This window comes from Bacillus sp. AC266, from assembly GCF_979253805.1.
The window spans coordinates 238,650-265,287 of record NZ_CEEDEC010000005.1; the positions used below are offsets into that span (position 1 = coordinate 238,650).

A 26,638-nucleotide genomic window follows, 5' to 3' on the forward strand; every position below is an offset into this window, starting at 1 on the left:
CAAATCACCCCCTCATTCGAATGCGCGGATCTACTACGCCATATAAAATATCAGCAATTAAATTACCGAGAATTAACATGAACGATGATAATAATGTGATTGCCATAATAATTGGATAATCAAATCTAAAAATAGCATTTACCCCGAGTGAACCAAGTCCCGGCCATGAGAATACTGTTTCCGTAATGAACGCTCCGCCTACTAAACTTGGAATGGATAATCCGAAAATTGTAATGATCGGTATTAATACGTTTCGAAGTACGTGATTAAATAAAACTGTTTTCTGTGAAGCACCGTACGCATATTGAATTTGTACGTAATCTTCCTCTAATTGCTGGATGGTACTTGAGCGAATATATCTCATATAGACAGAGATGTTTTGGAACGCTAGCACCATGCAAGGTAAAATACCGTGCTGGACAATATCCCAGAAGGAATCTTGACCGACTGTGCGCATACCCATACTCGGAAGCATGTTCAACTTTAAAGAGAATAAGTAGATTAATAGTAACGCGAACCAAAAGACTGGCATTGAGATTCCCACATAGGAGATGAAGTTCACAATGCGTTCAAAGAACGAGTTCTTTTTCACACCTGTAAATAATCCAAGCGGTATTGCGATTACAAATGAGACGAGTAAAGATGATCCCATTAACCCAATTGTTGCGGGTAATCTTTCTGTAATAAGTTCTAAAACAGGACGATGGTTTTGAAGTGAGTATCCAAAATTCCCTGTTAAAATATTTTTTAACCATAAAAAATATTGCACGTAAATCGGCTGATCTAGTCCTAAACTTTTGCGAATACGCTCGACATCAATCGGACTCATATTCGGCGTTACAAAGTTTCGAACAGGATCGCCCGGCGCTAGTTTTATTAATAGAAAAGAAATAATAGAAATAACAAATAAAAGCGGAATCGCATTTAAAAGCCTCTTTGCAATTACTTTATACACAAACTTCCCCCCCCAAGATAAAGTGAAACTTTAATCAGTGGGGGTTTTGTCCATCCCCACTGATTATTAGTTGAACCAATCGGGCATTTACAGGCAGTTGATCTCCCACCTCACTTCTTTGCCTCAGTTGACTTTCGAGGTGGGAGTCTTACTGCCCGTTAATGCGGGATAAAGTGAAATTTTAATCAGCCCTACTCCCGCCTAACTTCCTCGCATTCGCCGGATTTTGAGGTGGGAGTCTTACTGCCCATTAAAGCGGGATAAAGAAGCTGATTTTCACCAGCTTCTTTACAGTTTCTTATTTCACTTCATAAATCTTCGATAGATCTTCAAACATTGTAACTGGAATTGCTTTTGCTTCTTTTAATCCATCAAACTTTTTATCTACTGCAATAACTGCTTTCGGATATGCGATTGGAAGATAAGGTAAGTCTTCTCTAGCTGTATCTTGGATTTTGTGGTATAGCTCTGCGCGTTTTGTTTTATCTGTTTCAACCGCAGCTTCTTCCCATAACTTATCGAAGTCAGCATTTTTATAACGTGCATAATTGTATTCCGCATTACTTAAGTACAGGCTCTTATATGAATCTGGCTCTGGTCCCATTATGTAACCACCGAATGTAATGTCATATTCTTTATTCTCTTTATCTAAGCCTTTTTCACTTGCTGCACTAGCATCTAATGCATTCAGTTCAACTTGTAAGCCAACTTCTTGTAATTTTTGCTGTGTATAAAGTGCTAGACTTTCCATGATTTTATTATTCGTTACATACATAACGCGGATTTTTTCTTTATCTTTCACACCAGCTTTTGCTAATAAATCTTTCGCTTCTTTTTGATCATACTTATACTCTTTAATATCTTTCGCATAATACATAGCGTCTGGTGTTAAGATTGAATTTGCCGGTTCTGCAAATTGACTAGAAACGAACGCTGAGTTAATCATTTCTTTCTTATCTAATGCATGCGCAATTGCTTGGCGCACTTCTTTTTTCTTCATAAGGTCTGTATTAAAGTTATAAGCTAAGTAGAATAATCTACCTTCAGGGAATGTGACCATTGAGAAGTTCCCAGTGCTATCTAATTTCTTAAAGTCTTGCGGCTCAATCATCTTCATATTAATTTGACCATTTTGTAGTGAAACGTTTGCTGTATTACGGTCTTTTACAACGCGGTACACGACAGAATCTAATTTCGCTTTACCAGCAAAATAATCATCGAATCGCTCTAGCGCAACATATTCATCTGATTTAAACTCTTTTAATTTAAATGGACCTGATCCTACGGGTTGTAAGTTTTTCTTACTCTTCACTAAATCCGCTTCACCTTCAAATACATGTTTCGGAATTGGGAAGAAATCGTTCATAACCCCTTCGAAAGATGCACTTACTTGTGGTAAAACGAATTGAGTCGTTAGCTCATCCACTTTTTTCACCTCAAGCGGCTTTCCTTTAAAAATAAAATTTTCACGGCTTGAACTATTTTGCTTCTCATCTAGAATAGATTTGAATGTAAATACAATATCATCTGATGTAATTTTCTTACCATCATGCCATTTCAAATTATCCTTTAATTTTAAAGTCCATGTTAATTGATCCTCTGAAGGCGTAAAGCTCTCAGCAAGAACAAACTTTTTCTTACCGTCTTCCATATGATACAGCGGTGCATATAAAGCTTGCTGTATTGTTAACGACACACGATCATTCGCATAAAGCGGGTTCATCGTATCTGGATTATCACTAACACCAACTGTTAACGTTCCTCCGTCTTCCGGAGTCCCTGATTTACTAGTGTTCGCTTGCTTCGAAGAATCTTTCTCCCCTGAGCAAGCCGCTAATGCAATAAGTAATAGTAGGACAAATGGTAATGCAAACAACTTCTTCTTCATATTTCGACCCCTCTCGACTATTTACACCTATAAGAAAACTCGGAATTAATACCGAGTTTTCTTATAGGTTTTAAATTACCACTACCCTTATGTATTGTCAAACTTTTTCGCAAAGATAGACAGTTTGAAATCTATTAATGAATTCTTGCGATAAAATATATTTATGCGGGGGGTAAAATAAAAAGACCACGAATAGGTGGCCTCGTAAAATGCGTTGAAAAACTAGCAGCCTACAGAAAGTTTCTCTGAAATGGTTGTTATATATAATTGAAAATGTAGAATGAGATTAAAGATAAAAAAACATTTTTAGGAGGTTATCATGACGTTTGATGAATTGAAAAAAAACAAACCAACAACCCCATGGGTTGAGCATGATGAAGATGGGGAATTTTTCACTGAAGAAAATATAAGTGCAACAAATAAGGTTCTTGACACTTACATTAACCATCTAGAGCAATTAGGCGAGACTCCAACCGAAGTCGAAGTAATGCGAGTTGTTAAAGAGGTAGTTATTAAACTAAATGAACTAAATATCGAACATGACCATTTTATCGAAACAATGGAAAGAGAAGATCTCTATGAATTTATCGATGCAGCAGCACGAATAGCTGGCTTAGAATCCGAAGAAGATATAACAGAAGAATGGCGGGAGTGGTAAAAAAGCTGCACCTCTAATTATTAGAGGTACAGCTTTTTTCATACGCCAATTGAATTAATGATTTGATGTCCGCACAGAATTCACGTGTTCCAACATATCATTAACATCTTCTAAATCAAATTTCCCTAACCATTCTTACAGTCCTTCGTCTATTTCGACTTCTCCTCGTAATGCCTTTTAAATTTCGTTGTACATATAAGAGTCACCACAACAAAATTAAATAAAAAAACGATTCTCTTATATATTATAGTAAAACTAATTTACACCTTTTGAGACAAAACCGTTTCTATCCTCTCCGATAAACACTCTCCTGCCCATCCACCTTCATTCGTAATCGATCTTCCGCCAACGTTAACTCTACTTTTTTGTATTCACCTGAGTTTTGTTTGACCGAGATGATATATGTATTATCCCCACTCTTCGGTTCAGAGCTTATATAGAATTTATGTTGTGGAAGACGGCCGCCTGGCTGTTCCTTTGCGATAATTAATTCACCGCTTTTATCTCCTTCACTTAATACAAAAGCTATGCCATCCCCACCGGTAGTATTGATCCAGTCACCTTCTACCTGTGTGAATGGTATCGTTGTTTTCGTGCGATTAGATTGTTCACGTTTATCATTTTGTCCTGTATACGTTTTTTTCTCATCAACAGGCTCATAATTGTTCATAAACTCTTCTTTCGTCATTCGTTTTAGCGAGAGGTTTTCTTCTTGATGCCCTAGTCTTATTAACTCAATCTCCTCGTCATCTACTACATTCACCTGAACATTAAATGGTGTGAATGTTTCTAAATTAGATTTCACCTCATAAATGCGTAAACTAATTTTCTTCTCATCAATATTTTGTTCTTTAAATAAGTATGTAACGTTTTTTTCACCGTTATAGAGTGTTATTTCGCCTTTTTTATCTCCAGTTACATTAATCCCTACATAACTAGGATCACTTGTATCTACCCAATAACCATCTATATCCGCTAATGATGCGGTGCTTAGTTGTGTAGTTTGCGCTTCCATATTTTCGCTAGTTTCCACCGGAGTTGTGATTTTATCATCACCTGAGAAAAATAACATTTTCACCGTAAGCAGCGCAACTGCTACACCGATTACTCCCGTAATGCCTAACAACACGAAATCCTTTTCTTTTTTACTATCCGCTTGTTTTGGAGCTAGCTCATCATTTTCAAGATTACTGCCACATGCGACACAAAACCTTTCTCTTCCAGACCTTTCCTTACCACAATGTCCGCAAAAACGACTCCGCCCTTTCTTCGGCTCAACACGTTTTAACAGTTTATCTATCGTTCCTTGTCCAATTAATACTCCATTAAATGCATTCAAAGCGGTTTCTTTCTGTTCTGGGGTCATGCTCCCCCACTGTGAAGAGTCTTTAGCTTTAGCCGTATCTCCATCCAAACTAGTTTTTGCATAGTCGTGTGCTTCTACATTCACCGATTCCGCATCTGAGCCGTGATACGATAAATTATTCGTTACATCTCCGTCTGGCACCGTTCTTACATGGCCTTTCACTGCTACCATTTCTGTATTCACCGGCTTTGCATCCGGACCATGATACGATAAGTTATTCGTTACATCTCCATCTGGCACTGTTCTTACATGGCCTTTCACTGCTACCATTTCTGTATTCACAGGCTTTGCATCGGGGCCGTGATACGATAAGTTATTCGTTACGTCTCCATCTGGCGCCGTTCTTACATATGGTTGCACATTCGTTCCCTTAGCTATATGCGCCTCTGAAGAATGTACAACTGTTTCTCCTGTCACAGCGTGTCCATCAACCACTCCTGGTTCTGCGACATACACATCTCCACCAACATGCATTTTTAAAAATGGCAAAATGAAAGAAATAATAATAAGAGGTACACTTCCCATAATTCCAAGAGCTGCATAACTACTATAACTATGTCCATACAACCAAATTAACGTTGCTCTTATACCAATAAAGCCTAACGCCGAAACGATAATAGACTCCATTACTTTACTAGGTGAAGAATCGTAGGCTAAAGACGCACTAGTAGGATCGAAACTCATTCTGGCTAATAAAATAGCCGCAATTCCATATACAAGCAATCCAGCTAAGAAAGGCCTCCAATTTTTTAGCACAAACTGAATTCTCATAAAAAAGAGAACGAGCATAACAATAAAAATAATTGGTGCTAAAAACGGAAGAATTGCCGCTATTATGCCTAATATGAGCATGAAAAATAACATTTTCTTCAATAACTTAAATGATGTAATAATAAAAAATAAAAATAGTCCAAAACCAAATAATCCTGGATGGATATATCCTAAAAATAAAATGATAGGAAATAATGTTATCGCTATTTTATGATGGTTGGTTTCTTTCTGACTTGCAATCCATTCCTCCATACTTTATACTCCTTTCTTAATTGTTTCATAAACCGTTTTCATCCTTATAGATTATATAACGCCTTTTGTAATTTATATATATAAATTTTAAATAAAATAAATCTGTAATTCGCCCGCAACCAACCCCAAAGCGGCGCCACGCCCCACCAAAAAAAGACCACCAAAAGGCAGCCTCACAACTGAATCATAGTACCCATTCCATTCTCCATCGCTTTTTCATATAAGTATTTCGCAACTATAATATCCACTACCGCCAAACCAACCGATTTGAAAATAGTAATCTCTTCATCGTTCTCTCTACCAGCCTTTTCCCCGCTTATAAGTTGACCAAGTTCAGCATAGATGTCGCTCGCCTCAAATAACCCTTCTTTTATCGGGACTTGAAGGTCACCTGTTTCTTCTAGTGCTGCTTCTTTTGATTCGACTACTACTTTGTTTGCGCCCGCGATAGCGTGAGATGGTAGTTCTTGCATGCTCGGTCTGAATGAACCGACGGCGTTTATGTGGACGCCTTTTTGTAGTTTTTCTGAGAAGACTGGTGTGGATGCATTCGTTGTTGTGACGATGATGTCCGCTTCGCTTATTGCTTCATTTGGATCCCTGTAGACGTAAGCTGGTTTGTTAAATGTCTCCTGGATATATTGCGCGAATGCATACGCTTTTTCTTCCGTTCGGTTATATAAGGTGACTTTTTCGATGTCTCTAACTGCAAGTACAGCTTCTGCAATTCCTTTCGCTTGTTCACCAGTACCGATAATGCATAAGTTTTTTGCGTTATGACGAGCTAAATGTTTTGTCGCTACTCCTGATAAGGCTCCTGTTCGAATCATCGTTAAGTACGATCCTTCTAAAAGTGCGAGTGGTTCTCCCGTTTGAAAGTCTGATAGCATAACAATTCCGTTTATCGTTTTCTTTCCTATCTTTTTATTATGCGGAGCTACCGTTACTACTTTTAAACCGAGCGCTTCGAGTCCTTCCGCTACTGAAGGCATAATTAATGCGGTATTTTGCTCGTTCGCAAATGGTAATGAACCGCGAATTGGTGTGATCGTTCTTTCTGCTGAAAATTCTTTTAAAGCAAGCGCCGCGTATTCAATGACTTCCTTCATATTTACTAAGTTTCGTTGTTCGTTCGCGCTTATGACTAGCATATCTTTCCACCTCCTCCTTCTACTCTAACAAAAATCCCCGATTCAAATCATCTCTCGGGTCTACAACGAACTGATGAAATCCTGTAATAAATGCATTCCCCGTTACTTTCGGAACGACAGCTTCATATGTATCTACCTCTGTTACCGACAATACTTCTCCCTCAAATTGGCCGTCAGTAATGCATTCGTGGATGAACATCTCTCTTTTTTGTAAGGCATCTTTTTCAAAAAGAGTTGCGATTCTTGCGGATGTTCCTGTACCGCAAGGGGAACGGTCGACTTGCCCGTCAGCGAAGATCGTTACATTTCGTAAGCTAGCGTCTTTTCCTTTCGGTTCATCTGAGAAAATAACGCCGTATATTCCTTTTAAATCTTCTTCAAGTGGATGTTTTACTTCCATTTGACTTTCAATGTAGTGTTTAATTTTACCGCCCCACGTTTGAATTGCAGCTAAATCTTTAAAATCGACTTTCAAACCAAACTCTTTACTATCCACTACAGCGTAGAATGCTCCGCCAAACGCGATATCTACTTGAAATTCATAGTCATCTATTTTGATAGGAACGTCTTTCTTGTATACGAACGAAGGAACGTTTTCAAATGATACTGCCTCTACTTCGCTCCCGTTAAATTTTGCATACGCAATAACTTCCCCGGCAGGGCTATCAATAATGAATTTTTGTTTTTCTCCTGTCACTTCAAACATACCTGTTTCAATTCCAACTGTAATAACAGCGATAATTCCGTGACCACACATCGTACTCCAGCCTTCATTGTGCATAAATAATACGCCAAAATCAGAATGAGGACTTGCGGGCGGAGTAATGATACAACCGTACATGCCGTGATGTCCTCTCGGTTCATACATAAGAACCTCGCGAAGATGATCCAAATGTTCCATGCAGTATGCGCGTCTTTCTAGTTGCGTTTCTCCCTTTATCTCTGGCACTCCGCCCGTAATAATTCGAAGTGGTTCCCCAGCTACGTGAGCATCAATTGTTGTGTATATTTTACTAACCTTCATTTCTATCTCTCCCCTATATGTTAATACTATTTTCATTGCAAGTATCATGCCAACGCATAGAGTATAAAGTGAAACTTTAATCAGTGGGGGGGCTCCATCCCCCACTGATTATTCGCCCACACCAATCGGGCTTTTACGGGCAGTTAATGCGGGATAAATCTGTATACATTTTTTGAAAAATAAATACTACTGTCTATTTTTTTATACAGTAGGTGATTATTAGCCCCAAAACAAAAAGATCCCCCCGAAAACTCAGGGGGTGATTTAAGCCATAGTTTTGCGGGATTTGAGTTAAAAATCAAATTTATTCTTCACTCTCCAAGCTTTCCCACTCACTCAAATACATGACGTCTTGTTTTACTTTTTTCTTTTCAGGAAGTAAACATAGAAATTCTAAAGAATTGCCGTCAGGATCGTAAAAATAAAGATTTGCACTAGGTGTCCAAGTTTGAACCATAGGCTCAGAAGGTTCAAGACCGAAAGCAGCCCTTGGGTTTATTCCTTTATTAAGAAGCCATTCTCTTGCATGAATGATTTCTTCATAGTTAACCTTGAATGCAAAGTGACTTGTATGGAATGCTTCTTCCGATACTTCCCAAATGCCCAGCATTTGTTCCTTCTTATTTTCTTTATCAAACCAAAAGAAAGCTACACGGCGTTCTTCAATAGTGCGAGCATGAAATAATCCAAGTTTAGTATAAAACTCTTTTGCCACTTCTAAATTTTTTGTTTTAACATGTGTTTCATATAAAGTACCTGGAAACAAAGCATATCCCTCCTTTATATTTTTAGAAATTCTTACTATAAATCCTATTTTAATAAACTAGAAATAGAAGTGATGTCGTATTTTCTTTAAATAGTTTTCAATTTCGTAGCCCTGATACTAAAGAAAAATCACCCTGACCCATCAAACCCTAACCGCCACCACATCCGGCACTTGCTTAGCAATCTCCTCACCAATCTTTATACTAGCCGTTGCGGCCGGGGATGGTGCATTGCAAATATGCAGAGAATTGATGCCAGGGATAATGCAGAAGTCATCAACCATATTTCCGTTTGATAAAATGGCTTGTGCCCTTACACCTGCATGGGTTGGCACGATATCTTTCTCTGTAAGCTCTGGTATTAAGCGCTGTAAGCTTTTTAAAAATGATTGTTTACTAAATGAGCGCACCATTTCTTTTATGCCTTCTTTCATATTTGGCATCGCCATTTTCCAAAAGCCTGTGTATGTCATTGTTTCCATGAAGTCTTTTATGTTGAAGTCTGTTTTCGTATAGCCTTCGCGTTTGAAGCTTAATACTGCATTTGGTCCTGCATGTACATCCCCGTTTATCATTCTTGTGAAATGAACACCTAAAAACGGGAATTCTGGATTTGGAACTGGATAGATTAAATGTTTTACGAGATGGCGTTTTTCTGGGACAAGTTCGTAATATTCACCACGAAACGGAACGATTTTCATATCCGTTAATATGCCTGTCTTTTTCGCAATACGGTCACTATGTAAGCCGGCGCAGTTAATGAGAAATTTCGTTTTAAATATCCCTTGATTCGTCTCAATTGTTACAGCGTCTTTTTTCTCCGTAATACGCTCTGCCGCTGTTCCTAAATGTACTTCTCCCCCGCTTTCTTGGATCAAACGGGCAAATGCATAACTTACTCCTTTATAATCAGCAATCCCGCAAGAAGGAACACGGATTGCGCCAAGTCCTTTTACATGCGGTTCAATTTCAGCTAATTCTTCTTTATCTATTTTTTCAATATGTAAATCGTTTTGTAAGCCCCTTTCATATAAGTTATGTAAAAGAGGAAGTTCGTCCTTTTCTGTAGCGACAATTACTTTTCCGCACATGTCATAAGCGATGTCATTTTCTTTACAAAATTGAACCATAGCTGCGTTTCCTTCTTTGGCAAACTTCGCTTTATAACTCCCTGGTTTATAATAAATTCCAGAGTGAATTACTCCGCTATTATGTCCAGTTTGATGATGTGCAAGTTCCTTTTCTTTTTCAATGATCGCGATTTTCGCACGAGGGAATTTTTTCGTTAAAGCCATTCCCGTTGAAAGCCCAACAATTCCTCCGCCAATAATTATAAAGTCATACATCCTACTTCCCCCTTAATATGATGAAAGGCAGGTCTTTTTTAAGACCCGCCGTACAAACTTATTTAGAAAAACAACCACGTTGACGCATTAGTTCTCTATATAAATCTTTATTTTTCTCAAACGCAGCTCTTCCGTGCATCCAAAATAAGTTGTTTAAAAGAACTAAGTCACCAATTGGTAATTTCAATGCATGTGTTGCTGGTGAGTTTTCAACAGAATATGATAAGTCTTTCAGATAGTTTGCTTGTTCAATATTATCTGGATAAGCGAACTGATCAATAAAGCAAATACATGGTGCGTTATTCACATCAAAAAACGTTTCACGATAGACGATTTCTTGCGCATTTTTACTTGGTGGCGCTTTATACGTAACCTTAACAGATGCGAGCGAATGATTTCTAAATTTATGAAGGTCTTCCCAATCGTCTAAATGTAGTAAACGAGATTCTCCACCTACTGCATTTTGCTCTTCAATTTTCATCATAAGAAGCCAATCTGTCGGCTCATCAACGAATGTACCGTCTGTATGCAGTGTAAACAATCGGTACGCTTGACGAAGGTAAGAATCACTACTATCCGTATCTTTCACATTAAATCTAGCATAATACGTTCCTGTCATTGCATCAAAGTTTGGCTCCCCGATTAAATGTGTTAATGCTGTTGCAAATTTCACGTAGTCTGCTGGATCTGACGTTTCACCTTGTACCCCAATTGTAAATCCGCCCGTTTCACGGTCATGAACAATGCCGCGAATGTTATCCATAAATGATTGCCCAAAAATCTTTCTCATTCCATCCGCAAGATTAAACCGAGAATAAGGAATGTATTGTAATGACTGCTCTGAATGCTCTTTTACCTCTTCAAAAAACTGCTTAAGCAATTGCTGGTTTAGCGTAATATGATATAAACGTTTATGCTCTGGATGAGGAGCAATTTCATACCCCTCATATTTCTTTGCAAATTTCATCTTTGCATTTTGTTCTGTAATAATCGACATTTCAATTCCTCCCTAATTTAAATATGAAGAACTTATTGACGTTTTTTACAGACAGTTATCCTTATCTTCTTATGCTGAGATTCGGTCTTACTGTCCTAACAACGAAAAAGCCAGTCATACGCATACCACGACATAAAATCGTAGAAACGTACAACTGGCTCATAATTACGAGTGTTCTTTAATCTCTTAAAGTACAATAATAATAGACAGTTTGTATGAAAATATTTGTAAAACAGGAAAGCAAGATCGAATATAGAGAAGGCTAATTTCTCGTATGGATCTTATTAATTAAATAATAATTCAAAATATTCTAACTGTCAATTTGTTTTTTATTATTTTCTCTACATACTTTATACGTTTTAAAAACCCCCTTACTTTCTACGCACCCTCTTTTTTTCATCTCTTGTTTTACAACTTACACTTCATTTAACTTTTTCATAGTTCTTGCCTCCTCAATAAAATAAGCCAGTCGTATCTCTTTAAAAGAAATACAACTGGCTCTCGTTTATGGTTGTTAACTAGATAGTTTTTATGGTGTTGTTTCCTCGTACTCTCCCCTGGGCTGTTCATCATTTAAATAACTTACATATTGGCGATGTAAATCTTTCACCGCACTGACGATAGCATTTTGCGCTTTTCCTTGATAATGGTCCGTAATATCTTGAACGATTTCCTCAATACCATCTTGCAAACTATGTCCTCTCAACATTTGAGCGACGAAGTCTCTACCATGCTCTGTCGCAAGCGTACATGACGCTTCAATAATGACATGATATTTATGATCTGCCTCAATTGTAATTGTTAATGTTTCATACATACTGCGAACAGCCATACCTTTCGGAAGTCTCGAATGTCCTGCCATAAAAAAAGTCCCTTTACGCATATTTCATCCTCCGTTACTATGTTAAGAGCCAGAAAAACAATGTACACATTTGCATTGAATTTTACTACCCTTATCCTTATAGCTCGTACTTCTTCTAAAGAAGCTCAAGTGGAAAGAAGTTACTCTCTTCTTTTTCAAACATAAATTCTGGCTTACAGCGAGGCTAATCACTGTCATCCGATAATAAGTTAATCATAATAAAAATAAACTGAATATTCAATGTTAAATTCCGCAAATTTCATGAATAAAAAAAGAAAATTCTCTCACCCAGGCACATATACTGTTCAAAAGAAAAAAGGAAGTGGTCTCATGTATTACGGAACGAAAGGCTGGTACGTAGCTGAACTAAAGAAATTAGGTGTTCGCTATCATGAAGGACGAAAACTAGAAAGTTACCGCGCACACGTATTACGCAATTTATTAATCGCACAACAAGAGACAACGAAAGAAGAGTAATTCACTAACAAAACAACTCTCGAGATATATCGTCTATTCAACAAATCCCGTCAAATCTCCCATCTAAACTACCAACTAATCACACATTGATACAAACCAAAAAAAGATCACCTACACAGGCATGCCCATCAACTTAAGAATTCAGAATCACCACAAAATGAAAAAATAAGCTTTTTTGTCACAAGTGTAGCTTTGTAAAAAAGCTTGATGTTTTCTTGTTGGATATTTATGTTAATCTAACGATAAACATTGTGAAGAAATGTACTTCAACTAACGGGGCAGGTTAGTTGAAGATTGCTTTGACCTTTGTTCAACAATTGGGCCATTTAGTTGAAGATCTCATCAAATAAGTAATGATATTTAAAGGAATAATTCATTCTGATAAAGAACATTAAAAAACGTGATGATAAGGAGGCGATTGTATGGCCAATCATGTAGAAAATCTATATAACTATCATGTATGGGCAAATCAACGGATTATTGATCATCTTAAGACACTTTCTCCTGAGAAATATCAAAAGGAAATGAAAAGTGTCTTTTCTTCTGTTTCAAAGGTTTTATCTCATCTCTATTTGGTGGAATATGGATGGCTTCATACCCTTGAGGGTCAGAGTATGAATGAAGCAATGCAATCTTCATTTCAAATTCAAGAAAAGATTGAGAAACTGCCCATTGAAGACTTAGAAACGGAATTTCACACTTTAACATCCCGGTTTAAAACCTTTTTGAACAGACAGGAAGATATGGAAAAGAGAATAATGTTGGATAATCCATGGGCAGGATTAAGAGAAACAAGTATATCTGAAATGGTCTTACACGTTGTGAATCATGGAACCTATCATAGAGGGAATATTTCAGCTATGTTACATCAGTTGGGTGATTCTTCAGTTATGACTGATTATGCTTTTTATTGGTATTCTTGAAATGTTATTCATTAAGGCTCAGTAAAATAATCAAACTTTTTTATAAAAATCTCATACTTAGCTAAAAAGGGTAACTCCATTTTGATCAATCTTTATTCAAAATGGAGTTTTTGTATTTGTTGTTAAATAAAAAAGGATAATCAGCCTCATAATGGACTAACTATCCTGTAATTTATTAATTTAATAAACGGGTGACCTTTCCTATTCACAAACAAGAATTTGTCTAGAAAATGATCCTTTTCTTGTGATACAGCGGTCTGTAATTTCAAATCCCGCTTCATGAATCATGTCGTCCATTGTTTCCATCGTGACAACGACTACTTTTTTTGCAATGCGGCGCGCACTTGAAAGAATTGAGAACTGGTCTTCTGGTGTTGCATGCGTAAATAAGTCGTACGGCATATCGATAATCGCAACGTCGTAATTCTCAGTAATTTCCTCGATTGGACCTTTTGTTACTGTTCCTTCAAACCCAAAATGTGCGATGTTTTTCCTCGTTCCAAGAACCACAAGTGGATTTATATCTCTACCAACAATGTTAATTCCCATAGAAAGTGCTTCTACTACTACTGTTCCAATGCCGCAGCACGGATCAATAGCTCGTACTCCCTCTGGATTTGGTACAGCGATATTTGCAACTGATCTCGCAACACGCGTGCTAAGAGATGTCGAATAACTATGCGGTTTTTTTATGTGATGATACCAAACTGGCTCACTTTCTACATAGTGTCCGAAGTACCAGCGTCCTCCAAGAGGAACAATCCCGAATACACGCTCTGGATTACGAACATCCGCTTCTCCTTCAATATGCATACCGAGGTCGCGTTCAATGAGACGTCTTTCCCCATATTCAATTTTATTTTCTTTCCCAAGATCATTGATTTTAACGAAGATAACTTTAAATGACGCCCCCGCCAAATCAATTTGTTCTACTTGTTTTAAAATACTTTCTAAGTCGTCTCCTTCATACATAACCTCAACGCGCTCTTTCATAAACGCACTTCTACTCGGGTCAATTTTGACATCACTTTTCAAAATATTAACGTGAGCCTCCATTCCAAAGAACGAGCGCATTTCCAAGTAACATAAAGCACGCTCCTCTTCGCGAAATGCATACGTATATATACATGCAGGTGTTTTACTATGATTACTCAATCTATTATCATCCTTTATCGTTTAAAATTGTTATGATCAAAATTACTCAAATACTTTTTCATATAAAATTAAATGATATCATATGCCCGAAATAAAGAGAAACCTTTATAATTTGTTTTATAAATAAAAAGAGACTGCCTATGGCAATCTCTTCCATAATTTTTTCTATTATTAACGATAAGAAGATACATCGTTACCTTGCCATTCATAGTAATCTAGAATACCAGAATAAATTGCTTCTGCTGCACGTTGTCTCCATTGTTCAGTAGCTAGTTTTTCACCTTCGCCTTTAGCATCGATGAAACCTAGTTCAGCTAAAATAGCAGGCATTGTATTGTATTTCACTACATAGAAGTCTTCTGTTTTTACACCTCTATCATTTGATTGAAGTGCTTGTACTAAACGTTTTTGTACTTTTTCTGCTAGTACACGGCTCTCTTCTGAATTTGGATTTGATGCTGATCTGTAGTAGAACGTTTCTGTTCCTTCTACTTGTTCATTAAACCCGTTTGCATGAACACTCACAAAAATATCACCTTTATTTTCTTGCGCAAATTCTATACGTTTTTTCAAAGATTCACCAGAGGTATTTCCTGGACGTGTATCATCATTACGTGTTAATAAAACAGTAAATGGTGTCTTTTGTTCAAATAGTTTTTGTACGCGTAAAGATGTATCTAATACGATAGCACTTTCATCCATTTTCACACCAGAATGCCCTGGATCAACCCCGCCATGACCCGGATCAATAATAATCGCTTTTCCTTCTAAGAAGTTCCCTTGTTTCGCTGGGTTCAATTGGTTTTTATCAACCCATTGGAAACCACTAGTTGTACGGATGCGAATCCAGCTGCCGCTTTCTTCAATAACAGTTACTTGTTGTGCTCCATATGTACCTAGTACTTTAGAAGTATGGGTAGTCCCTGCATATGTAGTGAATCCTTCCTTAATAGCTTCTGTTTTCTCTACTAAAGGTGTCCATTTATCACCGTTACTTGTTGCAATTTTGATCCATCCATCTCGCTCTTCTTTTACTTCAACCATTTGTGGATCATGCTGATTTGCACTAATCCCAGATGTTAATGATGGTCCGTGATATGTAATGAATTTTCTATCCATATATATTTTCTTTGTTTCTACTGGACGATTACTATTCTTTCCAAATTTATCTGTTTGAGCAGTAAGCTGAGCTGCCTGTTCACGTGTAATAGAATTATCTGGTTTCCAGCCGTCACCTGTACCTAAAGAAAGTTTTAATTCTACTAAAATATTTACTTCTTCTTTACCCCAATGATTTTCTAAATCAGCAAATTTTGTAGGCGCTGTTCCGGTTACTTGGCTTTTCAATTCATATGCCCTTACAAGCATAGCCGCCATTTCAGCACGAGTTACTTGTCCTTCAGGATCAAATACTCCCGGTCCTCGGCCTTTAATAATATCCTTTTTTTCAATCGCTGCAATATATTGAGCTGCCCAATGATTTTTTGAATCATTAAAAGATGGCTTAGCGTTTGGATCCACTTTAACGCCAATTGCTGTTGCGATAATCTTTGCCGCCTGAGCACGTGTTAAATTTCCTTGTGGCATAAAGTTACCATCTGGCATACCATTAATTACATTTCTCTCTACTAAATAATAAATCGCGTCTTTCGACCACGCATCGTCTGAAACATCAGGAAATTTCTTCGTTTCTGCTAAACTACTAATTGGATGTGCTAGTAAATTTGCTGCTAATATACCTGCGGCTATTGCTTTGTACTTCATGAAAAATAAATCTCCTCTCGAAACTTCATATTTATACAATTTCTCCCATTAAACTAACTATAAAGTATTAACTAATAATTAATCCTTTCATAGTTTATAACATTATATATCTATAGTAAATACGTTTTCCCTTCACATAACAAAAATCGTATATATATAACTGATAATGAATGTATATAAAAAAGCGATTAGTACATAGTACTCTAATCGCTTTTCCTAATGTATTATTTAAAATTTTCTTTAATATATATTCCCTTCCTCCAAAGAAAGCTTTACCTGATCGATCCTTTCTGCTTTTCCCGTCTCAAGATTTGTTTGGAAAGTCGAGAAATACCATATTCCTTCTCCATTATCATAATTCCCTATAAGGAACTTCCCTTTATCTAAAGCTTTAAAACAAGTTCCTGCAATACCTAGGTCACCTTCGCCAATTTTCACTTCGAGTACTTTTCCTTTATGAATATAAAAAACTTGCGCTAATGAAAAGCTGATTAAAAATAATATTTTCAATCAGCCCTCTCTATTTGCTATGAAATTATTCTTCAATTAAATTAGACATTACATATGCATACACTAATGCTTCTGTATACATAATAGAACTCTCATGCGTTCGCTCAAATGCGTGAGAAGAATCAATACCAGCTCCAATTAACGCATGTTTCACATCAAATCCGGCGCGAATCGCAGCTGATGCGTCTGATCCGTAGTATGGATAAATATCCACTTTATATTCAATAGCATTCGCTTTCGCCAGTTCAACTAAATGTTTACGTAAAGCGTAATGGTATGGACCGCTAGAATCTTTCGCACAAATAGATACTGTATATTCATCAGATGCTTGTCCATCACCTAACGCTCCCATATCAACTGCTAAATATTCTACCGTTTCCTCTGGAATATTCGAGTTTCCACCGTACCCAATTTCTTCATTATTAGAAATTAAGAAATGTGTTGTATATGGTAATGTTACCTTTTCATCTTGTAATCTTTTAATTAATTTCAATAGAATTGCTACACTTACTTTATCGTCTAAATGGCGTGATTTTATGTATCCACTCTTCGTAATTTGAACGCGTGGATCAAATGAAACGAAGTCTCCTACTTCAATTCCTAACTCACGTACTTCATCTGCTGAAAAGACACGCTCATCAATACGCACTTCAATATTTTTCTCATCGCGCTTCGCTTCCCCTGCATCTTTGTACACATGGACAGAGGTTTGATGCATTAAAATTGTACCTGTATACGTCTTACCGCTTGACGTTTCAATTTCGCAATATTCCCCTTCTACAGAGTTCCAGCGAAATCCACCAATCATAGATAGTCGAAGACGACCGTCTGGCTTAATTTCTTTCACCATTGCGCCTAACGTATCAACATGTGCAGTTAATAAACGGTGCTGCTCATCATTCTTCCCTTTAACCGTTAAAATAAGAGCGCCTTTATTATTACGCTTCGTCTCTACATTCCACTCACTTACATAGTTTTCAATAAAATTAATAATTTTCGCCGTGTTTCCAGATGGACTTGGAATAGAGACAAGCTCCTTGATTAATTCCATCGTTTCTTTCGCATGATGTGCCATTGTCGTTTCCCCCTCGTTTTCTCTACTATTTAGTATAGCGAAATTACAATAAAACCTCTACTCATATAGTCTAATTTTCTAAATTATAGTAAAATTTAGTTTAGTAAGTGAAAAGGAGATAACAAAAATGAATGTAACGAAAAAACATGTACATATTGCACTTATTTGGTTTTTATCATCATTACTATGTTTACAAGTCTCTTATGTCGTTCACACTACTACCTCAATTACAATTGGCTGGGCATTAACTATTATCTTCTTAATCATTAGCCTAATTGTAGGAAAAAAGCACAGCGCTACTGAGTAAGTTGTGCTTTTTCTATAAAACTACTCTTCCGAAACGTCCATCAAATAAATCCCTCTTGTAAATCCGCCGCGCTCTTCTTCTTTCTGTTTACGAATAAGCTCTACATCTTCCATTGTTGCACCTTCTGCACGCGCTAATGAAATAATAATTTCAAGTGCATCTGCAAGTGAATCTAGCGCATGTTCACGCTCTTTCATCGAAGCAAATTCACGAATTTCTTCTGTACCAATTTTCGCTAACGCTTGTATGTAAGCTTGCCCTGTTAATTTTTGTGCTGTATATGTTTTTCCAGACATCAAAATTTTCTCCGGGACACGATCTCTTACTAACCTGTTATAAGTTGACATCACTTTTCCTCCCACTTTTAATAACACCCAAGCTCTGCTTTATAGAAAAACCACTCTTTTTCCACACAAGCACTTAACATATCAATTCCTGATCCGTGCGCCTTTACTACCGGAAAGAAGTAATGCTCTGGTTCTTCTTTCTTATCGCCGTATAAGGTTTGGTACTCATCAGGAATCGCCTCTTTTTTCACATCCCGTTCTTTCTTCACTTCACCAGAGAAAGAAACAGTTGGATGTCCCTCAAAGAATAATGCAGTCCGTACCGCAAGAGATGGTGTACTATGCAAAGCATAATATGTAAGTAAAATCATAACGATAACACCGATAATTTTCTTCATTTATTACTCCTAAAAAAAGTGCTAACACAATTATACTAAAATGTGTTAGCACTTTCTTCCCTTTATCTCGAATTAACGGGCAGTCAGACTAATAATCCGCGGGGGATAAACACCCCCCACGGATTAAAGTTTCACTTTATTCCCCTTTAAATGCTGGTAAACGTTTTTCTAGAAAAGCAGCAATACCTTCTTTATGGTCCGCTGTTTGTCTCATCACATATTGACCACGCTTTTCGAGCTGAAGCGTTTGTTCTAAATTAGAACGATTTACTTCACATAAAATTTGTTTCGTTTGAATCATCGCCTTGATTGGTTTTTGTAACCATTCATTAATTTTTTGCTTCACAGCCGTTTGGAAATCCTCACCGATTACTTCATCAATTAAACCGATATCTAGCGCTTCTGTCGCTGATAATTTCTTCCCTTCCCAAATGATTTTCTTCGTCATATTTTCACCGACGCGCTTTTGAAGGAAGAAATGGCCACCACCATCTGGAATTAAAGCGATTCCAATAAAGTTCATCGCAATAACTGATGATATATCTGCCATAACATAATCAGCTGTTAATGCAATACTTAATCCAAGTCCAGCAGTCGGCCCATGAATTGCACTAATAACAAGCTTCGGCATCGTATATAACGTCACAACGATTTCAGAAATTGTATTCATGATGCCTTCAAACCTACTTTCATCATTACTTGAAAGCATTGATTTAATATCTCCACCCGCAGAAAAACCACGGCCACTTCCACACAACACAACAACGTGAACAGAACTTTCCGCCACTTCTTTCAACTTTTGTAATAACTCTTTTAACGTTGGTTCATCTAATGCATTTAAAACCTCTGGACGATTGACCATAACCGTTGCTACGCGCCCTTCATATTTCACAACAACAGATTCTGTTTTACTTGTTACTTCCATTATATATACCCCTCTTTTCAACATAAAGATTATACTTATATAATTATAGAAAGCATGTTAAAAATCCTTCTTTTTTCTTAATTTTCTCGTAATTTGTATATATCTCCGTATAAAACATCCAATTTCGTTAAAAAATATAGAAATTAAAGTCGGTTTATCAATATTTTTCATCTATTTACCATTACAATGAAATGGTGTATTCTTAATTTTGATGCAAAAAAATAAATATTGAAATTCATTCGCCTTATTATGTAAACAAGGCTTTTATCCCCATCTCTTGGGTATTGAACTAAAGGAATGAAGAAATGGAGGAATATATGGTTAATAAGTTGAAACAAACGGATAACTACTTCCCGCATTTCCTATTGCTATTCATTGTGTTTCAACCAATTTTAGATTTATTAACGTCTTTTTCAATCTATGTATTACACATGAGCGCAACAGTTGGAATCGTAGTCCGTTTCGCCTTTATGCTTCTTGCATTAGGTTATCTACTTCTTCATAGAGAACAACCTGGAGCGAAAAAGTACATTCTCTATTTATGCCTACTCGGGATCGTACTAGCAATTGGTCTTGCAAATAATATGATGATTAAATCTCCAGTTTCATTTGGCGAAGAAGTAAAGTTTATTTTAAAGAGCATATATCCAATTGTGCTACTGTTTGGATATACCATCGTCTTTAAAAAGTTGAAAAATAAAGAATATACGTTGCATAAAATCATTACATATTTCTTATATGCAACTTTAATTTTAAGCATCACACTGATTGTTGCAATGCAAACTGGTACAGATTTCCCAAGCTACCCTCACTCAAAGATTGGCTCAAGAGGTTGGTTCTTTGCTGGAAATGATTTAAGTTCTATTTTTGCAATTATGTTCCCAATCGTAGTGCTCTATTCGATTCATAAAACAACTTCTTTCTCGAAAATCTATTACTGGATTCCAACAATGCTTGCGATGTATGCAAGTATTATGGTCGGAACGAAAGTAGGATATGGTGCAATTGTTCTAACGCTTGGCGTGGCACTTTTATTCTCATTCATTGAATATATGATTCATCGCAAAAAAGAAGGAACAGGATTCAAATATCTCGTAAATACAGTTGTTGCCGCTATTGTACTAGGAGGTTTAATTGTACTTACACCACATACTCCTATCGCAAAAAATATGGGCATCCACATGCAAATATACGAATACAAAAAATCAGTACAAGAAGAAAAGGATAGAAAAGAAGGAAAAGTAATTAAAGAAGAAAAACATGAGCAGGGTGAACTAACAGACTCTGAAATGAAAAGTTTAATTTACAGTGATCGCGATAAATTTTTAAAAGTATACAAACAATACTATAAAGACGCACCACTATCACAAAAACTATTCGGAATGGGCTATGCTGGTAACTATACTGATAAAATTAAGTTAATCGAAATGGATTTCCACGACCTATTCTTTGCATTCGGAATCGTCGGTTTCCTTATTTACTTAATACCATTTCTATACTTCGGTATTAAATTATTCATTCGTATCATGACAAACTTCAAGAAAATATTAACTGTGAAATATATGCTACTGGCTAGCACGCTCGTCCTATCACTTGGAATCGGCTTTATGTCCGGGCACGTATTAACAGCGCCATCCGTTAGTATTTTCTTCGTTGTTATACTCGCTTATATGATTGTTGATTTTGAAATTGAATAAAAAAAAGGTGCTCCAACAAGTCAGTTATGCTGGCTTTTGGAGCACCTTTTTTATAAACGCATCTAGATAAACAGTTTTTCTCTTTTATATTTAATTAGTGTGTTACGTATTCTAAGTTTTCTTTTGCGATATATGCTTCATTTACAGCAGGATTATCAGAAATAATTTTAACCCACACTTGTCCATTTATCGTTTCTTCACCTGTAACTGTTACAACTTTATTTGTAGTTAAGCGATAAAGTCGTTCATTTGATCTATGCGGATCCTTTTTCACTTCCACATCATTCATCACACGTGCAAGTTTATACTTGTTGTATTCTTTTTTACCTAAATAAGAATCAAAACGATTCATATGCCCCGCTACTTTTTTACCCCAATTCGCATCAGATGCATATTTCGCATTTAAACCAGCAGCTTTATCACCTGTATATGTTGCTGTATAACGCCAATGTCCTGGATTTAAATATCCTTCATTCATGTATACTTTTGCTGCATGTTCAATACAATCTTCTTTTGAATTAAATGCTTCCCCGTTACCATATGGACTATCGTCTGTTGCTTTTAAACCAAATAAATTATTTTTGTCTTTTGCAAGAGCGCTTGTTCCATAATAACTTTCATGAATTGCTAATGAATATAAGAATAATGCATTTACATTATACTTGCTTTCTACTTCTTTAAATTTCTTTCCTAAACCAATTAATGGAGAGTCTGGCTTAATCGATTTCACATAACTATCTAATTGTTCAGCTGTATAGTCTGTTTTAGAACGCAATGATAAATAATTGAAATATTGATAGAAAGTTTCATTTCCAAACGTCTTTCCATCTACACTATACATTTGCTGTCCTTGCTTCATGAAAGAAGGTGCCACACCATATCTAAATTCTGTATATCCAGGTGAGCTTGTATTATATGTATAATATTTATGGTATAAATATCCATCTGATTTCACATAATAAGAAGACTGTTTCATTTCATTTGTAGGAATTAAAGTGATTTCATTCTTCTTCACATAACCTGTCAAACCAGAAACTTGAACTTTCACACGATCTTCGCCAATTTCTAACACTTTCAATTCTGTTCCATACTGAATATATGTATATACTGCTGACAATTTCTCGTCATAAATATTAATAATATTTTGCCCAGTTATTCTCTTCGCACTTGCAAAACCATCTTTAATCCATAAAAATTCGTTCTCGTATTTCACCGCACTCATACCTTTATTTTGAGCAGCCGTAACCGCTTCTTTATACGTATTATAGCGCTCTACTTCTTGCTCTGTTCCGTTTTCTCTTACATTTATCACGACATATTTCTTAGTTTCTACAGGATTGCTATTTCCGTTTTTTTCAATTGTCTGAAGCATGCGATCCAACATAGCTGAAGCCATACCTCTTGTAGCTGATAAATGTGGTCTAAATGTATTATCTTCTGGATACCCCTTAATAATTTGAGTAGCCACCATAACTTGTACATGCTCTTTATAGTTAATACTATCTTTATCAGTAAAGGTAAGCGGACTTACAGCTATTTTAATATTTTTATAGTCTAACGCTCGCTTTACCATTATCGACATTTCTTCACGTGTAATCACATCATTTGGTGAGAATGTCTCATTAGTACGACCATTAATAATTTTCGCTCCATATGCTCTACTTACACCATCATATAAACCGTAAGTCTTCGGCACATCCTCGAAATTCGAATCAGCTTTCGGTAAATTTAAAGCCCTTGCTATGAATGTAGCAAACTCTGCTCTTGTTACTAGTTTATCAGGCGCATATACATTCTCACCATACCCCATTAAAACTCCTTTAGTAATAAGTGAACGCATATGCGTCTCAAACATATGTCCTGTAATATCATCATTTGCCGCATAACTTGAAATAGGAGTTAAAAGTAATGATCCCGTTAATGCCACTGCTGTTATACCTTTTGAAAAAGTCTTCAAGGTTATCCTCCTCGTAATCTACGAATTTATTATCACAAATTTGATTATATAATAATCGCAATCATTTTAGCATAATAAATAGAAATTAACATAAAACGTTTTTATAATCAGAATTTTCATTAAATTAAAAAACAAAATAAAAGACACTTTACTTTTTTAATAAAGTGTCTTTTTCCATATGATCAATGAGTTTCTTTGTTGCCTGTTTGCCTTGCAACCGAAGTTCATCTATTGTTAATTGTAACTCTTGCTGCACAGTTCCTTGTTGCATTAATTGCTTTTTTGCAAGTTCATATAAATACTCAGCACTCCATTCGCCATCTACACTTCCTATAACTGGCTGATTCACTTGACTTAAAAACGAATCAATTTTCGGATCGTACGAAATCCCGACCATTGGAGTTTTGGCTACTGCAGAAAAAACAAGTGCATGAAGACGCATACCAATTAGTAATGAACATTGTGATAAAATGAATATTTTCTCGTCGATATCCATTTTATATGGAAGCATATACGTCTCTTCTCCCATTAATTCTATTACTTCACGCGAAGCTTTTTGATCAAATGGCTCATGCATTGGAACAAATAAAATTTGGTATCCTTCTTGCTTTAATTTTTTTAATGCCATAGCTAATTTTTTTATATAATCTTCTTTTGCATGCCAATAACGTACACTAACCGCGATTACTTTTCCATGTATCGAATGCTTTTGCAACCAATCCGATTGTTTTGTTCGTTTCCATGTTAAAACAGGGTCTGGAACAATTTCAATATCGTTTTTTATACCAAGTCCTTTTAAATATAAAAACGAATCCTCATCTCGAACTGATACATAGGAAGCTTTTGACAAGTTCCATTTTACTAATAGACGATTATATCCTTTTGTAATTGGCCCTATTCCTTGTGAATAAATATAATACGGCTTTTTTAATAATCGAGCGAGTCCCATAATACCCGTATAATATAGAATACTCTTCGTACTTGTCTGATCTTGAAGAAGGCTCCCGCCACCGCTAATAACTCCATCACTGTTTTTAATCGCATGATAAACAGCTTTTATATTCCAGCGATCTACCGATTCTACACCATACATTTCCTTTGTATATTTAGAATCATTTGATAGTACTACTAGTTCTATATCCGGGTTCTCTTTACTTAACGATTCAATAATTGATTGTAGAATCGCCTCGTCTCCAACATTATAAAAACCATAATATCCTGATAAGACTAAACGCACCCTAAATCTCCTCCAAAACTAGGTAACCGTTTATCTCATTTAACATAAACTGGTACCCATTCCTTACCTAAACACTTGATACCCTACATAGTTTCCTCTTTATCAGCTCATATGAATTTTAATAAAAAATTAAATTTCTATATTTATCTTTTCAAAAATGGTATTTTTTTTATTGATATCCATTTTAATTTCAAAGCACATACACCATACAAAATGGTTGTAATACTTAATGCTATACCACTGAATAATAACGTCATAATTCTTGAAGATGTAACATCTATCACATTACACAGTTCATACAATCCTAGTCCCAAAATACATGCTATTCCTAGCACACCAAAAAAGCTTTTTAAATGAATAGAATAGGCAATGTAGCTTCGAATATACAAATAATTTACAATGCAAATCAATACGTAAGTAATTAATGTACTATACGCCGCTCCATCTATGCCAAACTCCTGCACTAACATCATGTTTAACACGACTTTCACAAAACTCGCGCCAATAACAATCCATGCAGCTTGTGCAGAACGATTAATCCCCTGTAAAACACCTATTGATAATACCATAACCGCAGTAAAATACGAACTGCCAATCATAACTGTTAACATACTACTGCCTTTTACGTCTGTGAACAATCCGATATTTAACGGTACTGTTAATGCCATCAACCATATTGTTAACGGTGCTGTCAAAACATGCGCTAGTCGATTTGTATTTTGAATTGTTATTTTCGCCAAATTTATATCTCTTTTGGCCAATGCGGAAGTTAAGAGTGGTATTAACGGAAATACAATTGCACTTGCAAAAATAACAATTATTTGCGTGAATGCAAAACCGCGACTGTATATTCCAAATTGTTCTTGAATTTCTGTTGATGATCCTTGTAATACATGCGGTATTGTAAGCGAGTCTACTAAATTTAAAAGTGGCATTGATAAAGCTCCGATAGCGATTGGGATCGATACCCGCAATATCTTTTTGCCGTTTTCTCTTAAATCTCGGAGCGAATAGGAATTGCTTTTATTGTAGTATGGACTTCTATTATATTTTATACGCAAATATATAAGCGAACTAATGACTCCAAGAAAAGAGCCAACCATCGCACCACTAGTAATAACAGTATTACTCTTATCCCATGATACTAGTATGTAAGCAATTATTAGCATAAAAAACACACGTACAAATTGCTCAATGACTTGTGATACCCCTGTTGGTTTCATATCACCGAAACCTTGAAAATACCCTCTATAAACCGCCATGTATGGCGCAATGAGTAATGCTAATGAAGTAATAAGCAACGGCATTCTAGTTTCTTGTCCACCAAGCATATTTGCAATTTCAATAGAAAATAATACAATGACTAAACAACCGAAAACGCCAAATGCTATCCCTATAATTGACGCTGATTTAAATAATTTCGCAATTTCCTTTTGCTTATTTTTTTCGTTCAACTCTGCAATTAATTTCGAAATTGCAAGCGGAACTCCGGCTACCGATAATGTAAGAGCAATCATATATACAGGAAAAACAAGGCGGAAAATACCGAGCACTTCATCTCCTGCAATATTTTGTAATGGAATTTGAAAAAAACTACCAAGCAATTTCGACAAAAAAGTTGTAATGGTTAAAATTGCTGCTCCTTTTACAAATGTTTTATTCATATTTTTTCTCTTTTCTTTTATACATATACTCTCAAACATATTGTTTTAAACGATAGGGATTCACTTTATCCCATTGATTATCATAACAAATTTATTATAGGTTGAATACTTGGTTTTTTTTTCAAAATAGAAAAGAGAACCAGTTCACGCCTATTTCTTCACAATTAATTTTCTAATTCTTTCCATTATATATGTACATATTATCACTGTTTCTGTTACTCAAAAAAG

23 protein-coding genes and 1 pseudogene are annotated in these 26,638 nt (G+C 36.0%); 5 read left to right on the top strand and 19 right to left on the bottom strand.

The window, feature by feature from the left end:
• Positions 1-4: 4 nt before the first annotated feature.
• Both AC0IXC_RS21235 and AC0IXC_RS21240 read right to left on the bottom strand, forming a co-directional pair.
• The gene (locus AC0IXC_RS21235; RefSeq protein WP_471653247.1) at positions 5-955 is read right to left on the bottom strand and encodes an ABC transporter permease; all 951 of its coding nucleotides are present in this window, start codon (positions 953-955) and stop codon (positions 5-7) included.
• 298 nt (positions 956-1,253) lie between these two features.
• Entirely contained in the window at positions 1,254-2,843 is a 1,590-nt protein-coding gene (locus AC0IXC_RS21240; protein ID WP_471653248.1) for an ABC transporter substrate-binding protein, read from the bottom strand.
• Between the two features lie 319 nt (positions 2,844-3,162).
• On the opposite strand from AC0IXC_RS21240, the gene AC0IXC_RS21245 reads away from it, so the two are divergent.
• Complete coding sequence (locus AC0IXC_RS21245) at positions 3,163-3,501, top strand: hypothetical protein (RefSeq protein ID WP_471653249.1); 339 nt, start codon at positions 3,163-3,165, stop codon at positions 3,499-3,501.
• A gap of 286 nt (positions 3,502-3,787) precedes the next feature.
• Here AC0IXC_RS21245 and AC0IXC_RS21250 read toward each other — a convergent pair whose 3' ends face one another.
• The 7 genes from AC0IXC_RS21250 to AC0IXC_RS21280 all read right to left on the bottom strand — a co-directional run bounded on the left by AC0IXC_RS21250 (position 3,788) and on the right by AC0IXC_RS21280 (position 12,055).
• The gene (locus AC0IXC_RS21250) at positions 3,788-5,890 is read right to left on the bottom strand and encodes an ABC-2 family transporter permease (RefSeq protein WP_471653250.1); all 2,103 of its coding nucleotides are present in this window, start codon (positions 5,888-5,890) and stop codon (positions 3,788-3,790) included.
• Between the two features lie 173 nt (positions 5,891-6,063).
• Positions 6,064-7,041: an ornithine cyclodeaminase family protein gene (locus tag AC0IXC_RS21255; RefSeq protein WP_471653251.1), complete on the bottom strand. Its 978-nt coding sequence runs from the start codon at positions 7,039-7,041 to the stop codon at positions 6,064-6,066.
• Positions 7,042-7,060: 19 nt separating this feature from the next.
• A complete protein-coding gene (locus AC0IXC_RS21260; RefSeq protein ID WP_471653288.1) occupies positions 7,061-8,113 on the bottom strand; it encodes a proline racemase family protein in 1,053 nt (350 codons plus the stop codon).
• Positions 8,114-8,369: 256 nt separating this feature from the next.
• The gene (locus AC0IXC_RS21265; RefSeq protein WP_002125581.1) at positions 8,370-8,831 is read right to left on the bottom strand and encodes a VOC family protein; all 462 of its coding nucleotides are present in this window, start codon (positions 8,829-8,831) and stop codon (positions 8,370-8,372) included.
• Between the two features lie 141 nt (positions 8,832-8,972).
• The gene (gene lhgO, locus AC0IXC_RS21270) at positions 8,973-10,175 is read right to left on the bottom strand and encodes an L-2-hydroxyglutarate oxidase (protein ID WP_240380622.1); all 1,203 of its coding nucleotides are present in this window, start codon (positions 10,173-10,175) and stop codon (positions 8,973-8,975) included.
• A gap of 58 nt (positions 10,176-10,233) precedes the next feature.
• Positions 10,234-11,172 (bottom strand): glutarate dioxygenase GlaH, encoded by a 939-nt coding sequence (gene glaH / locus AC0IXC_RS21275; protein WP_242248120.1) that lies wholly within the window; start codon positions 11,170-11,172, stop codon positions 10,234-10,236.
• A gap of 529 nt (positions 11,173-11,701) precedes the next feature.
• Positions 11,702-12,055, bottom strand: a complete 354-nt coding sequence (locus AC0IXC_RS21280) for a DUF3870 domain-containing protein (RefSeq protein WP_001225455.1) — start codon at positions 12,053-12,055, stop codon at positions 11,702-11,704.
• Positions 12,056-12,295: 240 nt separating this feature from the next.
• On the opposite strand from AC0IXC_RS21280, the gene AC0IXC_RS21285 reads away from it, so the two are divergent.
• Positions 12,296-12,511 carry a YflJ family protein gene (locus AC0IXC_RS21285; RefSeq protein WP_002030060.1) on the top strand — a complete coding sequence of 72 codons (216 nt, stop codon included), beginning with the start codon at positions 12,296-12,298 and terminating at the stop codon, positions 12,509-12,511.
• A 422-nt stretch (positions 12,512-12,933) separates the two neighbouring features.
• Positions 12,934-13,434: a DinB family protein gene (locus AC0IXC_RS21290; protein ID WP_001273686.1), complete on the top strand. Its 501-nt coding sequence runs from the start codon at positions 12,934-12,936 to the stop codon at positions 13,432-13,434.
• 201 nt (positions 13,435-13,635) lie between these two features.
• Here the strand turns inward: AC0IXC_RS21290 and AC0IXC_RS21295 are convergent, their stop codons facing one another.
• The 4 genes and pseudogenes from AC0IXC_RS21295 to AC0IXC_RS21310 all read right to left on the bottom strand — a co-directional run bounded on the left by AC0IXC_RS21295 (position 13,636) and on the right by AC0IXC_RS21310 (position 17,938).
• Positions 13,636-14,589 carry a TRM11 family SAM-dependent methyltransferase gene (locus AC0IXC_RS21295; protein ID WP_471653252.1) on the bottom strand — a complete coding sequence of 318 codons (954 nt, stop codon included), beginning with the start codon at positions 14,587-14,589 and terminating at the stop codon, positions 13,636-13,638.
• A 171-nt stretch (positions 14,590-14,760) separates the two neighbouring features.
• Positions 14,761-16,353: an N-acetylmuramoyl-L-alanine amidase gene (locus AC0IXC_RS21300; protein WP_113769002.1), complete on the bottom strand. Its 1,593-nt coding sequence runs from the start codon at positions 16,351-16,353 to the stop codon at positions 14,761-14,763.
• 224 nt (positions 16,354-16,577) lie between these two features.
• A pseudogene (locus tag AC0IXC_RS21305) lies at positions 16,578-16,830 on the bottom strand (hypothetical protein); the annotation flags it as partial.
• Between the two features lie 58 nt (positions 16,831-16,888).
• Positions 16,889-17,938, bottom strand: coding sequence for a M42 family metallopeptidase (locus AC0IXC_RS21310; RefSeq protein ID WP_215590793.1), 1,050 nt, complete (start codon positions 17,936-17,938; stop codon positions 16,889-16,891).
• Between the two features lie 127 nt (positions 17,939-18,065).
• On the opposite strand from AC0IXC_RS21310, the gene AC0IXC_RS21315 reads away from it, so the two are divergent.
• The gene (locus AC0IXC_RS21315) at positions 18,066-18,245 is read left to right on the top strand and encodes a hypothetical protein (protein ID WP_012260403.1); all 180 of its coding nucleotides are present in this window, start codon (positions 18,066-18,068) and stop codon (positions 18,243-18,245) included.
• A 20-nt stretch (positions 18,246-18,265) separates the two neighbouring features.
• Here the strand turns inward: AC0IXC_RS21315 and AC0IXC_RS21320 are convergent, their stop codons facing one another.
• From AC0IXC_RS21320 to AC0IXC_RS21330, 3 genes are all read right to left on the bottom strand, one after another.
• Complete coding sequence (locus tag AC0IXC_RS21320; protein WP_002125566.1) at positions 18,266-18,592, bottom strand: nucleoside triphosphate pyrophosphohydrolase; 327 nt, start codon at positions 18,590-18,592, stop codon at positions 18,266-18,268.
• Between the two features lie 17 nt (positions 18,593-18,609).
• On the bottom strand, positions 18,610-18,930 hold the full coding sequence (locus AC0IXC_RS21325; RefSeq protein WP_215590792.1) for a hypothetical protein: 321 nt from the start codon (positions 18,928-18,930) through the stop codon (positions 18,610-18,612).
• A gap of 136 nt (positions 18,931-19,066) precedes the next feature.
• Positions 19,067-19,855: an enoyl-CoA hydratase gene (locus tag AC0IXC_RS21330; protein WP_215590791.1), complete on the bottom strand. Its 789-nt coding sequence runs from the start codon at positions 19,853-19,855 to the stop codon at positions 19,067-19,069.
• A 317-nt stretch (positions 19,856-20,172) separates the two neighbouring features.
• On the opposite strand from AC0IXC_RS21330, the gene AC0IXC_RS21335 reads away from it, so the two are divergent.
• The gene (locus AC0IXC_RS21335; protein ID WP_471653253.1) at positions 20,173-21,552 is read left to right on the top strand and encodes an O-antigen ligase family protein; all 1,380 of its coding nucleotides are present in this window, start codon (positions 20,173-20,175) and stop codon (positions 21,550-21,552) included.
• Between the two features lie 94 nt (positions 21,553-21,646).
• Here the strand turns inward: AC0IXC_RS21335 and AC0IXC_RS21340 are convergent, their stop codons facing one another.
• The 3 genes from AC0IXC_RS21340 to AC0IXC_RS21350 all read right to left on the bottom strand — a co-directional run bounded on the left by AC0IXC_RS21340 (position 21,647) and on the right by AC0IXC_RS21350 (position 26,410).
• Positions 21,647-23,509 carry an S-layer homology domain-containing protein gene (locus AC0IXC_RS21340; RefSeq protein WP_215590790.1) on the bottom strand — a complete coding sequence of 621 codons (1,863 nt, stop codon included), beginning with the start codon at positions 23,507-23,509 and terminating at the stop codon, positions 21,647-21,649.
• A 148-nt stretch (positions 23,510-23,657) separates the two neighbouring features.
• On the bottom strand, positions 23,658-24,746 hold the full coding sequence (gene csaB, locus AC0IXC_RS21345; protein ID WP_002087333.1) for a polysaccharide pyruvyl transferase CsaB: 1,089 nt from the start codon (positions 24,744-24,746) through the stop codon (positions 23,658-23,660).
• A 143-nt stretch (positions 24,747-24,889) separates the two neighbouring features.
• Positions 24,890-26,410 carry a putative polysaccharide biosynthesis protein gene (locus tag AC0IXC_RS21350; protein ID WP_193652638.1) on the bottom strand — a complete coding sequence of 507 codons (1,521 nt, stop codon included), beginning with the start codon at positions 26,408-26,410 and terminating at the stop codon, positions 24,890-24,892.
• Positions 26,411-26,638: the final 228 nt, after the last annotated feature.

What these genes read in the sequence shown, in the direction of transcription:
- AC0IXC_RS21335 (WP_471653253.1), top strand. Translation starts at nt 20,173, where the DNA reads ATGGTTAATAAGTTGAAACAAACGGATAACTACTTCCCGCATTTCCTA.
- AC0IXC_RS21330 (WP_215590791.1), bottom strand. Translation starts at nt 19,855, where the DNA reads ATGGAAGTAACAAGTAAAACAGAATCTGTTGTTGTGAAATATGAAGGG.
- AC0IXC_RS21320 (WP_002125566.1), bottom strand. Translation starts at nt 18,592, where the DNA reads ATGTCAACTTATAACAGGTTAGTAAGAGATCGTGTCCCGGAGAAAATT.
- glaH (WP_242248120.1), bottom strand. Translation starts at nt 11,172, where the DNA reads ATGTCGATTATTACAGAACAAAATGCAAAGATGAAATTTGCAAAGAAA.
- AC0IXC_RS21325 (WP_215590792.1), bottom strand. Translation starts at nt 18,930, where the DNA reads ATGAAGAAAATTATCGGTGTTATCGTTATGATTTTACTTACATATTAT.
- AC0IXC_RS21260 (WP_471653288.1), bottom strand. Translation starts at nt 8,113, where the DNA reads ATGATACTTGCAATGAAAATAGTATTAACATATAGGGGAGAGATAGAA.
- lhgO (WP_240380622.1), bottom strand. Translation starts at nt 10,175, where the DNA reads ATGTATGACTTTATAATTATTGGCGGAGGAATTGTTGGGCTTTCAACG.
- AC0IXC_RS21245 (WP_471653249.1), top strand. Translation starts at nt 3,163, where the DNA reads ATGACGTTTGATGAATTGAAAAAAAACAAACCAACAACCCCATGGGTT.
- AC0IXC_RS21350 (WP_193652638.1), bottom strand. Translation starts at nt 26,410, where the DNA reads ATGAATAAAACATTTGTAAAAGGAGCAGCAATTTTAACCATTACAACT.
- AC0IXC_RS21280 (WP_001225455.1), bottom strand. Translation starts at nt 12,055, where the DNA reads ATGCGTAAAGGGACTTTTTTTATGGCAGGACATTCGAGACTTCCGAAA.
- AC0IXC_RS21290 (WP_001273686.1), top strand. Translation starts at nt 12,934, where the DNA reads ATGGCCAATCATGTAGAAAATCTATATAACTATCATGTATGGGCAAAT.
- AC0IXC_RS21240 (WP_471653248.1), bottom strand. Translation starts at nt 2,843, where the DNA reads ATGAAGAAGAAGTTGTTTGCATTACCATTTGTCCTACTATTACTTATT.
- AC0IXC_RS21310 (WP_215590793.1), bottom strand. Translation starts at nt 17,938, where the DNA reads ATGGCACATCATGCGAAAGAAACGATGGAATTAATCAAGGAGCTTGTC.
- AC0IXC_RS21285 (WP_002030060.1), top strand. Translation starts at nt 12,296, where the DNA reads ATGAATAAAAAAAGAAAATTCTCTCACCCAGGCACATATACTGTTCAA.
- AC0IXC_RS21315 (WP_012260403.1), top strand. Translation starts at nt 18,066, where the DNA reads ATGAATGTAACGAAAAAACATGTACATATTGCACTTATTTGGTTTTTA.
- AC0IXC_RS21250 (WP_471653250.1), bottom strand. Translation starts at nt 5,890, where the DNA reads ATGGAGGAATGGATTGCAAGTCAGAAAGAAACCAACCATCATAAAATA.
- AC0IXC_RS21300 (WP_113769002.1), bottom strand. Translation starts at nt 16,353, where the DNA reads ATGAAGTACAAAGCAATAGCCGCAGGTATATTAGCAGCAAATTTACTA.
- AC0IXC_RS21255 (WP_471653251.1), bottom strand. Translation starts at nt 7,041, where the DNA reads ATGCTAGTCATAAGCGCGAACGAACAACGAAACTTAGTAAATATGAAG.